At 67.4% G+C, this 12,627-nt stretch carries 12 protein-coding genes; 5 read left to right on the top strand and 7 right to left on the bottom strand.

Features of this window, described 5'->3' with window-relative positions; all coding sequences use genetic code 11:
* Window positions 1–266: 266 nt before the first annotated feature.
* The 3 genes from QNM97_RS10135 to QNM97_RS10125 all read right to left on the bottom strand — a co-directional run bounded on the left by QNM97_RS10135 (window position 267) and on the right by QNM97_RS10125 (window position 2,235).
* On the bottom strand, window positions 267–812 hold the full coding sequence (locus QNM97_RS10135) for a YceI family protein (RefSeq protein WP_283822608.1): 546 nt from the start codon (window positions 810–812) through the stop codon (window positions 267–269).
* 70 nt (window positions 813–882) lie between these two features.
* The gene (locus tag QNM97_RS10130) at window positions 883–1,842 is read right to left on the bottom strand and encodes an arsenic resistance protein (protein ID WP_283822607.1); all 960 of its coding nucleotides are present in this window, start codon (window positions 1,840–1,842) and stop codon (window positions 883–885) included.
* 33 nt (window positions 1,843–1,875) lie between these two features.
* Entirely contained in the window at window positions 1,876–2,235 is a 360-nt protein-coding gene (locus QNM97_RS10125; protein WP_283822606.1) for an ArsR/SmtB family transcription factor, read from the bottom strand.
* A 60-nt stretch (window positions 2,236–2,295) separates the two neighbouring features.
* On the opposite strand from QNM97_RS10125, the gene QNM97_RS10120 reads away from it, so the two are divergent.
* Window positions 2,296–4,269 (top strand): heavy metal translocating P-type ATPase, encoded by a 1,974-nt coding sequence (locus QNM97_RS10120; protein ID WP_283822605.1) that lies wholly within the window; start codon window positions 2,296–2,298, stop codon window positions 4,267–4,269.
* Here the strand turns inward: QNM97_RS10120 and QNM97_RS10115 are convergent.
* A complete protein-coding gene (locus QNM97_RS10115) occupies window positions 4,238–4,681 on the bottom strand; it encodes a PPOX class F420-dependent oxidoreductase (RefSeq protein ID WP_283822604.1) in 444 nt (147 codons plus the stop codon). The two genes, QNM97_RS10120 and QNM97_RS10115, sit on opposite strands and share 32 nt — an antisense overlap.
* 131 nt (window positions 4,682–4,812) lie before the next feature.
* Between QNM97_RS10115 and QNM97_RS10110 the strand changes: the two genes are divergently transcribed.
* Both QNM97_RS10110 and QNM97_RS10105 read left to right on the top strand, forming a co-directional pair.
* Window positions 4,813–6,162: a VWA domain-containing protein gene (locus tag QNM97_RS10110; protein ID WP_283822603.1), complete on the top strand. Its 1,350-nt coding sequence runs from the start codon at window positions 4,813–4,815 to the stop codon at window positions 6,160–6,162.
* A gap of 59 nt (window positions 6,163–6,221) precedes the next feature.
* Window positions 6,222–7,187: an alpha/beta hydrolase gene (locus tag QNM97_RS10105; protein WP_283822602.1), complete on the top strand. Its 966-nt coding sequence runs from the start codon at window positions 6,222–6,224 to the stop codon at window positions 7,185–7,187.
* Between the two features lie 22 nt (window positions 7,188–7,209).
* Here QNM97_RS10105 and QNM97_RS10100 read toward each other — a convergent pair whose 3' ends face one another.
* Entirely contained in the window at window positions 7,210–8,103 is an 894-nt protein-coding gene (locus tag QNM97_RS10100; protein ID WP_283822601.1) for a coiled-coil domain-containing protein, read from the bottom strand.
* Window positions 8,100–9,050, bottom strand: coding sequence for a GNAT family N-acetyltransferase (locus QNM97_RS10095; protein WP_283822600.1), 951 nt, complete (start codon window positions 9,048–9,050; stop codon window positions 8,100–8,102). Before QNM97_RS10095 ends, QNM97_RS10100 begins: the two co-directional genes overlap by 4 nt.
* Before the next feature lie 186 nt (window positions 9,051–9,236).
* Between QNM97_RS10095 and QNM97_RS10090 the strand changes: the two genes are divergently transcribed.
* Window positions 9,237–9,680 (top strand): Fur family transcriptional regulator, encoded by a 444-nt coding sequence (locus QNM97_RS10090; protein ID WP_208791365.1) that lies wholly within the window; start codon window positions 9,237–9,239, stop codon window positions 9,678–9,680.
* A 114-nt stretch (window positions 9,681–9,794) separates the two neighbouring features.
* The gene (gene katG, locus QNM97_RS10085; protein ID WP_432276974.1) at window positions 9,795–11,945 is read left to right on the top strand and encodes a catalase/peroxidase HPI; all 2,151 of its coding nucleotides are present in this window, start codon (window positions 9,795–9,797) and stop codon (window positions 11,943–11,945) included.
* Window positions 11,946–12,057: 112 nt separating this feature from the next.
* Here the strand turns inward: katG and QNM97_RS10080 are convergent, their stop codons facing one another.
* Window positions 12,058–12,582, bottom strand: a complete 525-nt coding sequence (locus QNM97_RS10080; protein ID WP_208791367.1) for an FBP domain-containing protein — start codon at window positions 12,580–12,582, stop codon at window positions 12,058–12,060.
* Between the last annotated feature and the right edge of the window lie 45 nt (window positions 12,583–12,627).

Below are 12,627 nucleotides of genomic sequence, written 5' to 3'. Positions count from 1 at the left end.
GCGGGGCGCGGATGCGGCCACGATCGTCCCCACCCGAATGGCGCGGGGTGGATCCGGCGGGCGCTGTGAACGCGCCGACAACCGATCGGGGACGATTCTTACGAATGATTTCGCTACGCGCGAGTACGTTCCCGACACACCGAGAAGATCACACCGATTCGCGGGCCCCGGATCCATGCGTTCGCGAGCGCGTAACTGCGACAACGGATGTTGATTTACCCGCCGGTAAGCACGCCTGCGGAGCACTGCGTTCTCGCCGTCACTCGTCACCGGAGATGGTCCACCTCGATCGTCACGGTCACCTCGTCGGCAACCTTGAGTGCACCCATCATCAGCGCGTACGGCTTGATCCCGAAGTCGGTCTGCACGAGCGTTGTCTCGGTGGTGATGTGCCACCGGCCCGAGGCGTCGCTGACCGTCAGCTCCAATGGGTGAGGACGACTCCGACCGAGGATGCACACCGCACCCTCCACGCGATAACCGTTGTCGGACTTGATGATCGAGCTGGACTCGTATTCGATTTCACGAAACCTGCCCGCCTTGAGCGATTTCAGGGCATTGGCCCTCGCCACCGCACGTTCCGGACCCGACATCGACGTGACCCCACCCTCGCCGGAGCGGACCTGCAACGAATCGACGACGACCCGCGCTGTCAGCGAGTCCGGCTCGGCGCCGGCCCACCGCACCTGCGCGGTCCATTCGGTCATCTCGATCGTCAGTCGGTGGCCGGTGCGCGCGGCCGGACCCGTCACGTCGGTGCGCACCGTCACCGTCCCATCGGCGGCCGACAGCTCCCACGTCGTCGAAACCATGACCGCGACTCTAGTCGGCCGAGCTGCCATCGACGGCGACCTGAGGAAGATGCCCGGGCACGGCGCGGACTCACACCGGCATCGGCAGGAGCCGTGGCACCACCCGCACACAGGCCACCATCCCGAGGACCTCGACGAGCGTCTGGGTCACCACCACGACCGCGGCCGCCTCGAACCCCGCGGGCAGGGCCAACGCCAGCGGAAGAACCACCAGCGAATTGCGCGTCACGCCGCTGAACATCACCGCCCGGCCGGCCGGAACGTCGAGACGCGCCCATCGGGCGATGACGAGCCCGATGCACAGCATCACCACGACAAAGGCCACGTAGAACGGAACACTGGCGAGCACCGCACCCGCGGCGTCGCCGACCGTGGGGATCTGCGAGGCGACGACCACGGCGAGCACGAGCATCATCAGCGGGACCATCGTCGTCGACACCGCCTCCGAAAAACGTTGCCCCCGAGGATATCCCGACCGAGAATATCCCGACGACCACCATTGTGTGGCCCAGGCGAGTCCGAGCGGGACGACGATCAACGTGCCAAACGCCACGAGGAACGGCTCCACGTCGACCACCGCCGCGAGGTCGGCACCCAGGAATGTCATCAAGAACAGTGGCAACGACACCATCTGCACGAGGAGCAGCAAGGGCGTCGACACCAGGAGTCTGCGTCGGTCGCCGCCCGCCAGGCCGGTGAAGACGATGACGTAGTCGATACACGGACACAGGAGCACGAGCAGCATTCCGATGCGGATCGCCTCGTTGCCCGGCAGAAAGGGATACATCGCTCCCACGACGAGCGGAACGGCGACGAAGTTGGCGACGAGCACCGCACCGAGGAACCGGAGATCACGCAGCGCTGCGATCACCCCGCTCGCGGGCACCTGCAGAAAGGTGACGTAGAGCAGGGCGGCAAGTGCCGGGGTGATCAGATGCGTGAGCACGGGAGCAAGGCCTGGCGCACCTACGCCGATCACCCCTCCGACGATCAACGCGAGGAGATACAGCGGAACCTGACGGTCTTCCATCACAACCAGGGTTCCATCACAAGCGCCGCGGTGTTACGCGAAATCGCGCGATCCGCGGTCACCGAGATGCAGATGCTCGATGTGATAGACGGCCTCGTCGAGGAGTGCGGCGACATGGGAGTCGTAGAGGCTGTAGACCACGCTGCGGCCCTGCCGCTCACCCACCACGAGTCCCAGCGCGCGGAGCAGGCGCAGCTGGTGCGACACGGCGGGCTGTTCCATGTTGACCGCTTCGGCGAGTTCGGTCACCGCGCACGGCCCCTTGCGCAGCCGGGTCAGGATCATCAGCCGGTTCGGGGATGCCAGGGCCTGCAACGTCTCGGCGACCGTTGCGGCTGCGGCGGCGTCGAGTTCGGCCGCGGGGGTCGATCGACCCTGGACTCCGTGTCCCATGGGCGACATTCAACCATGGGAGAATTACATGTACATATCTACATGTGTATTCTTCTGCATATGCAGATGGTGACATCGCGTGAGCTGAGCACTGTACGACCGGGCCGCTCCTGGCACACGATCGCGATGTCGGTGTCGTCGGTCCGTTGGGCACTGGTTGCGGTCGTGCTGGGCGCCGCGGGCGCGATCCTGGACGTGTGCGGCGGGCCCGGATGGGTGACTGCCCTCGCCTACCTGGGCTGTTATCTCAGCGGCGGGTGGCAGCCGACCCTCGACGGCCTGCGGGCCCTACGTGCCCGCACTCTCGACGTCGACTTGCTGATGATCGTGGCAGCGCTCGGCGCGGCCGCCATCGGCCAGGTCTTCGACGGAGCGTTGCTGATCGTCATCTTCGCGACCTCGGGCGCACTCGAGGATCTCGCCACCCGGCGCACCGAGGAGTCGATCCGCGGACTTCTCGACCTCGCGCCCGATCAGGCCACCCTGGTTGCCGACGACGGCACGCTCGAGACCGTTGCGGCGTCGGTGCTCGTACTCGGCGACGTCGTCGCGATCCGGCCCGGCGAACGACTGCCGGCCGACGGCATCGTCATCGAGGGCGCCAGCGATGTCGACCAGGCCTCGATCACCGGCGAACCACTACCTGCTCCGAAGTCCCTGGGCGACAAGGTGTTCGCCGGCACGTTGAACGGTACCGGGGCCCTGCGCATCCGGGTCGACACCGCAGCCGGGGACACGGTGGTCGCCCGCATCGTGGCAATGGTCGACGAGGCCTCGTCGACCAAGGCGTCCACCCAGCTGTTCATCGAGAAGGTCGAGCGCGTGTATTCGGTCGTGGTCGTCTGCGCCACACTCGCCGTGTTCGCGGTACCGCTGGCCTTCGGCGAGGACCTGCGGACCAGCCTCCTGCGCGCCATGACGTTCATGATCGTGGCATCGCCATGCGCGGTGGTCCTGGCGACGATGCCACCGTTGCTGGCGGCGATGGCCACCGCGAGCCGGCACGGCGTACTGGTGAAATCTGCTGTAGCCCTGGAGAAGTCAGCCCGGATCAGCTGTGTCGCACTGGACAAGACCGGCACCTTGACCACCGGCGCGCCCGCGGTCACCGCCGTCATCGAACTCGACAACCCCCGTCGACGCCGCCGCGACGAGATACTGGCGATCGCGGCCGCAGCCGAGCAACACAGTGAACACCCGGTCGGACGCGCCATCGTCGCCGCCGCTGCCGACGCCGGATGGACCCCGCAACCGGTCAGTCGATTCGCCGCGATTCCCGGTCACGGTGTTCGAACGCGCGTCGGCGACCACGACGTGGAGATCGTCAACGCCTCCGCACCGACCGCCGATGCCGGCATCCGGGCTCGTGCTGCGACCACCACGGCAACGACGGTCGTGGTGAAGGTCGATGATGCAGCGGTGGGCTTGATCGAATTGCGCGATCAACCACGTGGTGAGGCGAGGGCGTCGGTGATGTCCCTGCGCGCGCTGACGGGCATGTCCCCGATCCTCCTCACGGGCGACAATTCTTCTGCAGCACACGATCTCGCACATCGGGTGGGAATCGAGGACGTCCGGGCGGGTCTGCTTCCCGAGGACAAGGTGGTTGCGGTCGTCGATCTTCGGACGAGTGGGCACCGGGTGGCCGTGGTGGGCGACGGCGTCAACGATGCACCGGCACTGGCCACCGCGGACGTCGGGATCGCCATGGGCGGCATCGGCTCGGAAGTCACCCTCGATACCGCCGACATCGTCATTGTCGGCGACGACCTGACCGCCGTGCCCGCGATCCTGCGCCTGGCCGCACGCGCCCGCCGGATCGTGGTCGCCAATCTGGTGATCGCGGCGACGGTCATCGCGGTCCTGGTCACGTGGGACATCGTCGGCACGTTGCCCCTGCCGCTAGGGGTTGCCGGCCACGAGGGTTCGACGATTCTGGTGGTGCTCAACGGTCTACGCCTGCTCTCGCGTCGCGCATGGCCGGCCGACACCGGCGGCGGGGTCAGCGTAACTTCGCCCCGTACACCCGGGTGATGGCCAACTCCATCAGCACCCGCCGATCGGTCACCATCACCTCGCGGTACTCCGCCCAATTCGGATGTTCCCCCGCCCCACGCCGGTAATACTCGACGAGGGCGTCGACGTCCGGTCCGTCCGGATCGGTCCCCGGCCCCGTGAGCGTGACGGTGCCCTCGGCGGTGGCCCACGTGTACCCGTCGGCACTGGTGACTTCGATGGCGGCGCGGGGATCCCGTCGCAGATTGGCGGTCTTGGCACGCCCCTCGGTCATCGACACGTAGATGCGGTCGGCGGCATCGTCATAGACGACGGTGACGGGCGAGAGCTGGGGAACGCCGTTGGCCTTGATGGTCGCGAGGATCCCGATCGAACTCTCTGCGATGAGAGTGCGCGGATCGAAGGCTTCGGGAGCGGTCTCGGTGGTCATGTACGTGCCAACCATGGACCGTCGCGACGGTATTCCATCGACCGATCGACATCCGGGGACCGCGGCGAGCGGTCCACGTAGGGTCGTGACCGGACGGCCCACCTCGGGCCGACACCACGGGAGGACCTGGCATGACCCCACGCATCCTCGGACGCGGCGAGAACACCCCGCTGTCGACCGACCGGCTCACGGTGGCGATCGGTACAGCCACCGGTGGTGGACCCGCGCTCGACGTGGTGGCGTTCGTCCTCGGCCCCGACCGCCGCGTCCGCAACGACGCCGACTTCGTCTTCTACAACAATCCTCGCAGTCCCGGCGCCGAAGTGACCCTGACCGGCCCGGCCACGCTCGACATCGACCTGACACGAGTCGCCGACGGGATCGAGCGCATCGCGATCGGCGTCTCCGTCGACGCGCCCGCCACCCTGGACGAGTCGACCATCGAGACCACGCTCACCGCCGGAGCCGACACCATCGTCGCGCCGGCGCAGGGGCTGCGTTCCGAACGTGCAGCGGTGCTGATCGAGATCTACCGGCGCAACGCCCAGTGGAAGGTCCGCAGCGAATCTGCCGGGTGGGACGCCGGTTTCGCGTCTCTGGTGCGCGAGCACGGGGTGACCGTCGACGACACCCCGACATCTCAGACCCCGACACCCGACGCCCCGAGATCCCAGACCCCGGTCTCTGCGACACCGACTGCTCCGGGTTCCACACCCGGTATCCGGATGGTCAAGGGCGAGGAGAAACTCTCGCTGGAAAAGCGCCAGAAACTCAACCTCCGCAAGGAGCAGGTCCATCGGGTACTGCTCACCAAGGGCGCCGCCGGTGCCACCGCGCGGGTCGTGCTGGTCATCGACAAGACCATGTCGATGCGCAAGCTGTACAAGAAACAGACCGTGCACCGCGTCGTCGAACGGATGATCCCGGTTGCGACCCAACTCGATTCCGACGGCAACCTCGAGGCATACCTGTACGGCTCGGGATACGCGAAGTTACCCGACGTCACCGTCGCCGATTCCGAGATCTGGATGGACACCTACATCCATCTCACGGGCCGCCACGGCGCACCACTGGGCCCGGAGATCGACTACGACCGGCAGATCGGCGGGGTCAACGAGGAACTCCCGATCATGAACGCGATCCTCGACGATGCTGGTGGTGGCGAACCGGTGCTGGTGCTGTTCTTCACCGACGGCGGATTCCACTCCAAGGTGCCCGCGATCCGCTCGCTGATCCACACCGCGTCGTCGCGGCCGGTGTTCTGGCAGTTCATCGGATTGGGGCGCAATCGATTCGGGATTCTCACCGAACTGGACACCCTGGCGGGTCGAGTGATCGACAACGCCGGATTCTTCGCGATCGACGACGTCGACGCGATGAGTGACGCCGACCTGTACGAGCAGTTGCTCACCGAGTTTCCCGAGTGGCTGCGCGAGGCGGTCCGCCACAGCATCGTCGATGCTCGGTACGTGCCGCGCTGAGCGGACCGTTGCCACCGGAACACCTGCCGTCCGCGGGCGGGTCGGGTGATACTGGCACGATGCCCACACCGGTTCCCCACAGCACCCACCCCGACGCCAGTCATCCGGGCGACAGCCACACGAACGGCTTCCATCCCGATCTCACGCTGGCGGCGCGGCTGCTGCCCCGCACGGTGGTCACCTCACTGACACTGCGCCCGCTGCAGGTGCTCTCGGGTGCGCTCTCGCGTCACATCCCCGGCGACGTCGAGGTGGTCGACCTCGGCGATCGGGTGAGCGTGCGGCTTCATCGCCCGCGCAACCCACGCGGAACCGGTCACGCGCTGCTGTGGATTCACGGCGGCGGCTATGTCATCGGTACCGCGGCCGAGGATGACGCACTGTGCCGGAAGTTCGCCGACCGGCTCGGAATCCCCGTCGCTGCCGTCGACTATCGCCTGGCGCCGGCGCACCCCTACCCGGTGCCGGTCCAAGACTGCCATCGCGGCCTCGATTGGCTTGCCGCACAAGATGATGTGGACCCGGAGAAGATCCTCATCGGCGGCGCCAGCGCCGGTGGTGGACTGACCGCCGCACTGGCCTTGCGATGCCGGGACATGGCCGGTCGAGACACAGGCAGCATCACTCCGGTGTTCCAGTTGCTGGTCTATCCGATGCTCGACGACCGCACGACGGCGGGGGCCGACGATCCGAAGCACTATCGCGTGTGGAGCCCGTCGTCGAATCGGCTCGGCTGGGCGTCCTATCTCGGCGGCGCCGACCCATCGATCGCCGTGCCCGCGCGCCGGACCGATCTGACCGGATTGCCACCGGCGTGGATCGGGGTGGGTACCCGTGACCTGTTCTTCGCGGAAGACCTGGCCTACGCCGAACGCCTGAAGGACGCGGGAGTGCCGGTCACCGTGGACACCGTCCCCGGCGGTTTTCACGCGTTCGACATGTTCGCGCCACGGGTCGCGGTGTCGGAGAGCTTCTTCGAGCGTCAGTGCGAAGTGCTGGATGAGGCCATGGGACCCGCGGTCTGACTCCCATCGAGCCGACCTCGCATCACGAGTGATCGTCGAGCTCGCCCAATTCCTGCTCGAGTGCCGCCACACGTGCGGATGCCGCAGCCGATTCCTTTGCCACGGAGGCATATTCATGCTCGGCTGCCGTAGCGCGTCGGCGCGCGAAACCCAGTTCCTGCTCCACCCGGGCGAGTTCTGCGCGCAACCGATCGGCGTCTGCGGCGAGTACCTCGGCAGCATCGCGAGCGGCCGTCGCCGTCGCCTGCGCGTCGGTGGCACCCTGCTGCGCACTCGTCGCGGTTTCGCGCGCTCGTCGTAGCTCTGCGCGGGTGTGCTCGCGAGCCGCGGAACGTTCGGCCTCACCATGTCCGGCCCGGCCATCGCCGGTATCGCCTTGCGCCTCTTCGGCGGTCGTGGGCGCCGGAACCGCCACGATCCCGGCGGGCCCGAATCCGGTGTATTCGGCGGCGGCCACCATGCGGCCACGACACAGGAGGGTTGCGGTGGACTCGTCGGCGACGGCCGCTCGCAGCGTGGCGACGATCTCGCGGTCGGCGGCGCCGGACACGGTCACGCCCAGATCGGCGGCGAGGTGTGTCACCCGGCCCGCCACCTCGGCGATCACCTGCTGCCTGCGGGCCGACAGATCACGCATCCGGGCGGCGTCGGCACGACGCTGGGCATCCCGAAGTGCGGCAGCGAGTTCGGTGATCTCGTCGGCACCGTCGGGGTGGCGCCGGATCCACTGGTTGAGCAACCACGCCGATTGGGTGGGACGACGCAGCGCCGCGATCGCCGTGGCGAGATCGCGGTCTCCCGCGCCGCGCGCCTGGCGAGCGAGCGCATTGCGCCGACCGGTGAAGTCACCGGGAGGTAGTCCGTACAGTTCGTCGGCGACCTCGTCGAAGTCCAACCCGGACTCGGACGGTGTCATCTCTGCTCCCCCAGTGCCCGACTCCCCTGCGCCCGACTCCCCTGCGCCCGACTCCCCTGCGCCCGACTCCCCTGCGCCCGACTCCCCTGCGCCCGACTCCCCTGCGCCCGATCCACCTGCGCCCGATCCACCTGGCCGGGCACCGGAAACCAGGTCAGCCGACGCTGCGCATACCGCGCGAAACCGATTCGTTGGAGGATGGGCGACGATGTCTGCTCGGCATGCACGAGTGCCAGTCGTGCACCACACCCCAGCGCGTCACGCAGGCGTGCGGCCACTAGTGCCCGGTAGGCGCCACGTCCGCGATATGCCGGCAGGATTGCCGCACCCCAGAACCGTGCGGTCGGGCCCGCCAGTTCGAATCCACCGGCGCCGACATGATCGCCGGCAGGTTCCGCCGATGCAGAACACGCTGCACTGGAGACTCTTTCGGCAATGAACAGACGCGTCGTGGGATCGCCGACGTCGAAGCCGGGGTCGGCGAGCACCGGTGGTGCGAACCCCCAGGCCCGTTCGGAGATCGAGGCGAACAGCGCGAGGTCGTCGGCGGTCTGCACACGGCGCACCGCGATCTCGGTCGGCACCGGTACGGAATTCGCCACCGACGCGTCCACCGCGCGTGCGACGACGTCGACCACTGCGACGAGGGTTCCGCCGCGGCGCGCTACCTCGTCGTCGTCGAGATCGGCAAAAGTGCCCAATCCCACCGTGATTCGCAAACCGGACGCGCCGTGGGCGGACACCGTCCGCAGCGCGTCGTCGAGTATCCGCCGCGGATCGCCGTCGGGACCGTGGAACCGCAACAGGGTGGCGTCGGCACCGTGCAGGTAGAACTCGAAGTCCCCGTCGACGAGGTGGCGCGAACCTTCGGGATGCCACGACGAACGCCACGCCACCGACTCCGCGAGCATCGCGGAGGCCATCGGGTCAAGGGGTGCGTTGGTCACCACGCCCACTCCTCTCTCCTCGACGTTCACCACTCCACTTTGTCATGCACCTTGGGGTCGGGACAGTGCGACCCGGCGTCGCCACCGCACCCAATTTCGAGCGCGTGACCAGCGCCAACGGCCTTGCGCGCGTCTCATTTTGCGAAAGTTCTGAATCATTCCAGAAAAGCGTGCATACTGTGCGTCGTGACCTCATCGTCGGACTTCGCGGGCATGTTGCGCTCCGTGGAACTCCGCGTCACCCGTCCGCGGGTGGCGGTGCTCGAGGCCGTCCATGCGCACCCCCACGCCGACACGGAGTCGATCTTCCAGGCCGCCCGCGCGGACCTGCCGGACGTCTCTCGACAGGCGGTGTACGACATCCTCGCGGCACTCACCGACGTCGGACTCGTCCGCCGTCTGCAGCCGTCGGGCCACCTGGCCCGGTACGAGGCGCGTGTGGGCGACAACCACCACCACACGGTGTGCCGCGCCTGCGGGGCCATCGCCGACGTGGACTGCGCGGTCGGCGAACGCCCGTGTCTGACCGCCGCCGACGACAACGGTTTTCTCCTCGACGAGGCCGAGGTCATCTACTGGGGTCTGTGCGCAGAGTGCGCAGCCTCCTCACACCCCGGGTCACGACCGTGATCACAGCCCGGATCACCCATCACCGAAAGGAATGTCGTGTCTGACGAGCAAGCCGCACCCCCCATCGGGGAGGCCCAGACCCCAGCCGGAGAGCCGTCGGGCTCAGGATGCCCCATGCACATCCGCCCACCCGTGGAGGGCGGTGGCAACAACCAGTGGTGGCCGGAGAAGCTGAATCTGCGTGTCCTGGCCCATAATCCCGATGTCATCCGCCCGCGCGGCGGCGACTTCGACTACGACGCCGCGCTCGCCGATCTCGACGTCGACGCACTCGTCGCCGACGTCAAGGCGGTCATGACCGACTCGAAGTCGTGGTGGCCCGCCGACTTCGGCCACTACGGACCGTTCTTCATCCGAATGTCGTGGCACGCCGCGGGTACCTACCGCGTCGAGGACGGCCGCGGAGGTGCCGGCACCGGCATGCAGCGTTTCGCGCCGCTGGACAGCTGGCCGGACAACGTCAGCCTCGACAAGGCACGCCGACTGTTGTGGCCGGTGAAGAAGAAGTACGGCAAGGCGCTGTCGTGGTCGGACCTGCTGGTCCTCGCCGGCAATGTCGCACTCGAGGACATGGGTTTCCACACCAAGGGATTCGCGTTCGGCCGCCCCGACGAGTGGGAAGCCGAGGAGGTGTACTGGGGTGCGGAGTCGACGTGGCTGGGCACCAATCTGCGCTACTCCGGTGAGCGCAGCCTGGAGAAGCCGCTGGGTGCCACCACGATGGGTCTGATCTACGTCAATCCCGAAGGGCCCGAGGGCAATCCCGACTATCTCGCTGCCGCCCAGGACATCCGGGAGACCTTCGGCCGGATGGCGATGAACGACGTGGAGACCGCCGCGCTCATCGTCGGCGGACACACCTTCGGCAAGACCCACGGCAACGGTGACGCCGAGAAACTCGGCCCCGAGCCCGAGGCCGCACCGCTGGAACAGATGGGGTTGGGCTGGAAGAACCCGCAGGGCACCGGCGTCGGCAACGACACCATCACCAGCGGTCTCGAGGTCACCTGGACCCACACCCCCACCAAGTGGGACAACTCGTTCCTGGAGATCCTCTACGGCAACGAATGGGAACTGACCAAGAGCCCGGCCGGCGCCAACCAGTGGAAGCCCAAGGACAACGGCTGGGCCAATTCGGTGCCGATGGCCCAGGGCGACGGCAAGACCCACCCGTCGATGCTGACCACCGACCTCACGATGCGGTTCGATCCGATCTATGGCGAGATCACCCGCCGCTGGCTCGATCATCCCGAAGAGCTGGCCGACGAGTTCGCCAAGGCCTGGTTCAAGCTGCTGCACCGCGACATGGGCCCGGCCATCCGCTACCGCGGTCCGCTGGCTCCCGCCGAGACCTACCTGTGGCAGGACAACGTTCCCGCACAGCAGGGTCCGACGATCTCCGACGCCGACGTCGATTCGTTGAAGTCGTCGATCCTCGAGTCCGGTCTGTCGGTGGCACAACTGGTCTCGACCGCGTGGAAGGCCGCTGCGACGTTCCGCGGCAGTGACTTCCGCGGCGGCGCGAACGGCGGCCGGATCCGGTTGCAGCCCCAATTGGGTTGGGAATCCAGTGAACCGGACGAGCTGGCACAGGTCATCAGCACCCTGGAGGGGATCGCCGACGCCTTCAACAAGGAGTCCGGCCCGAAGGTGTCCTTCGCCGATCTCGTGGTGCTCGGCGGTGTCGTCGGTATCGAGAAGGCCGCCAAGGCTGCCGGGTTGTCGGTGTCGGTGCCGTTCACTCCCGGTCGTACCGACGCCTCGCAGGACGAGACCGATGTCGAGTCGTTCGCGTACCTGGAGCCGCGCTACGACGGCTTCCGTAACTACGAGGGCAAGGGCAACGAACTGCCCGCCGAGTACAACCTGGTCGACAAGGCCAACCTGCTGACCCTCTCGGCACCGGAGATGACGGTGCTCGTCGGTGGTTTGCGTGTGCTCGGCGCCAACCACCAGGGTTCGTCTCTCGGTGTGCTCACCGAGACGCCCGGCACGCTGACCAACGATTTCTTCGTCAACATCTGTGATATGGACGTCGAGTGGGCGCCGTCGCCGGCAGACGACGGCACCTACGTCGCGACCGATCGGGCGACCGGCGCGCAGAAGTGGACCGGCACGCGTGTGGATCTGGCCTTCGGGTCGAACTCGGATCTGCGGGCATTGGCCGAGGTCTATGCCGAGGACACCTCGTCGGAGAAGTTCGTGGCCGACTTCGTCGCCGCGTGGACCAAGGTGATGGAACTCGACCGGTACGACCTGCACTGACCCCAGCGGTCATCGCACCCGATCGGGGGCATCGTCGCGCATGTCGCGTCGGTGCCCCCGATCGCGTGACTCACCGATCGTCGTGACTCACCGATTGCCGTGTGTCACCGGATCACCGGCTTCCGACTCGGGCGACGAACCGTGCGACCCGCTCGCGTAGCGCACCGATTCTCAGCTGCCGGACCCGCTCGGGATCGTCGCCGGCCATCGCCGACGACGGCTTGCGTCGCACATTCTCCGAGCATTCGAAGTTCGCACAGATGAGGGTTCCGACGGTGTCACCCTTGCGACCCGCGCCACCCGCGCGCCGGGCGGCGAAGAGGATCACCTCATTGGGGAGCGAAATGTCCTCGCACAGTGCGCATTGCGGTCGGGTGCGGGCCGGGACGGAGCCGGCACGCAACATGATCCCGATCGGCTCGGCACCGCCGCCCGCCCCGGGGTCGTCAGCTGCGTCGGGCGCGGGGGCGAGAACGAGGTACCCGATGGCGGGTGACTTGGGATCGCGCCAACCGAGGTAATCGAGCCGGTCCCACCGGATCGTGTCGAATGCGTCGGGCATCGGGATCGCCTTGCGTTCGCGCACCGAGGTGTTGACGAACGATGCGCGGATCTCTGATTCGGTCATGGGTCGCATGGAGGACTCCTGGGAGTTGCGCACCGCGCGAGGGTGATCCGCCGT

The sequence above is a fragment of the Gordonia sp. L191 genome (assembly GCF_030077625.1).
Classification (GTDB): Bacteria; Actinomycetota; Actinomycetes; order Mycobacteriales; family Mycobacteriaceae; genus Gordonia; species Gordonia polyisoprenivorans_A.
This window is presented reverse-complemented; position numbering and strand designations above follow the sequence as displayed.

Excerpts from the sequence above, each read along its gene's own strand:
- QNM97_RS10115 (WP_283822604.1), bottom strand. The coding sequence starts at position 4,681 with ATGACCACCGAGACCGCTCCCGAAGCCTTCGATCCGCGCACTCTCATC.
- QNM97_RS10125 (WP_283822606.1), bottom strand. The coding sequence starts at position 2,235 with ATGGGACACGGAGTCCAGGGTCGATCGACCCCCGCGGCCGAACTCGAC.
- QNM97_RS10120 (WP_283822605.1), top strand. The coding sequence starts at position 2,296 with ATGCAGATGGTGACATCGCGTGAGCTGAGCACTGTACGACCGGGCCGC.
- QNM97_RS10135 (WP_283822608.1), bottom strand. The coding sequence starts at position 812 with ATGGTTTCGACGACGTGGGAGCTGTCGGCCGCCGATGGGACGGTGACG.
- QNM97_RS10080 (WP_208791367.1), bottom strand. The coding sequence starts at position 12,582 with ATGCGACCCATGACCGAATCAGAGATCCGCGCATCGTTCGTCAACACC.
- QNM97_RS10130 (WP_283822607.1), bottom strand. The coding sequence starts at position 1,842 with ATGGAAGACCGTCAGGTTCCGCTGTATCTCCTCGCGTTGATCGTCGGA.
- QNM97_RS10105 (WP_283822602.1), top strand. The coding sequence starts at position 6,222 with ATGCCCACACCGGTTCCCCACAGCACCCACCCCGACGCCAGTCATCCG.
- QNM97_RS10100 (WP_283822601.1), bottom strand. The coding sequence starts at position 8,103 with ATGACACCGTCCGAGTCCGGGTTGGACTTCGACGAGGTCGCCGACGAA.
- katG (WP_432276974.1), top strand. The coding sequence starts at position 9,795 with ATGCACATCCGCCCACCCGTGGAGGGCGGTGGCAACAACCAGTGGTGG.
- QNM97_RS10110 (WP_283822603.1), top strand. The coding sequence starts at position 4,813 with ATGACCCCACGCATCCTCGGACGCGGCGAGAACACCCCGCTGTCGACC.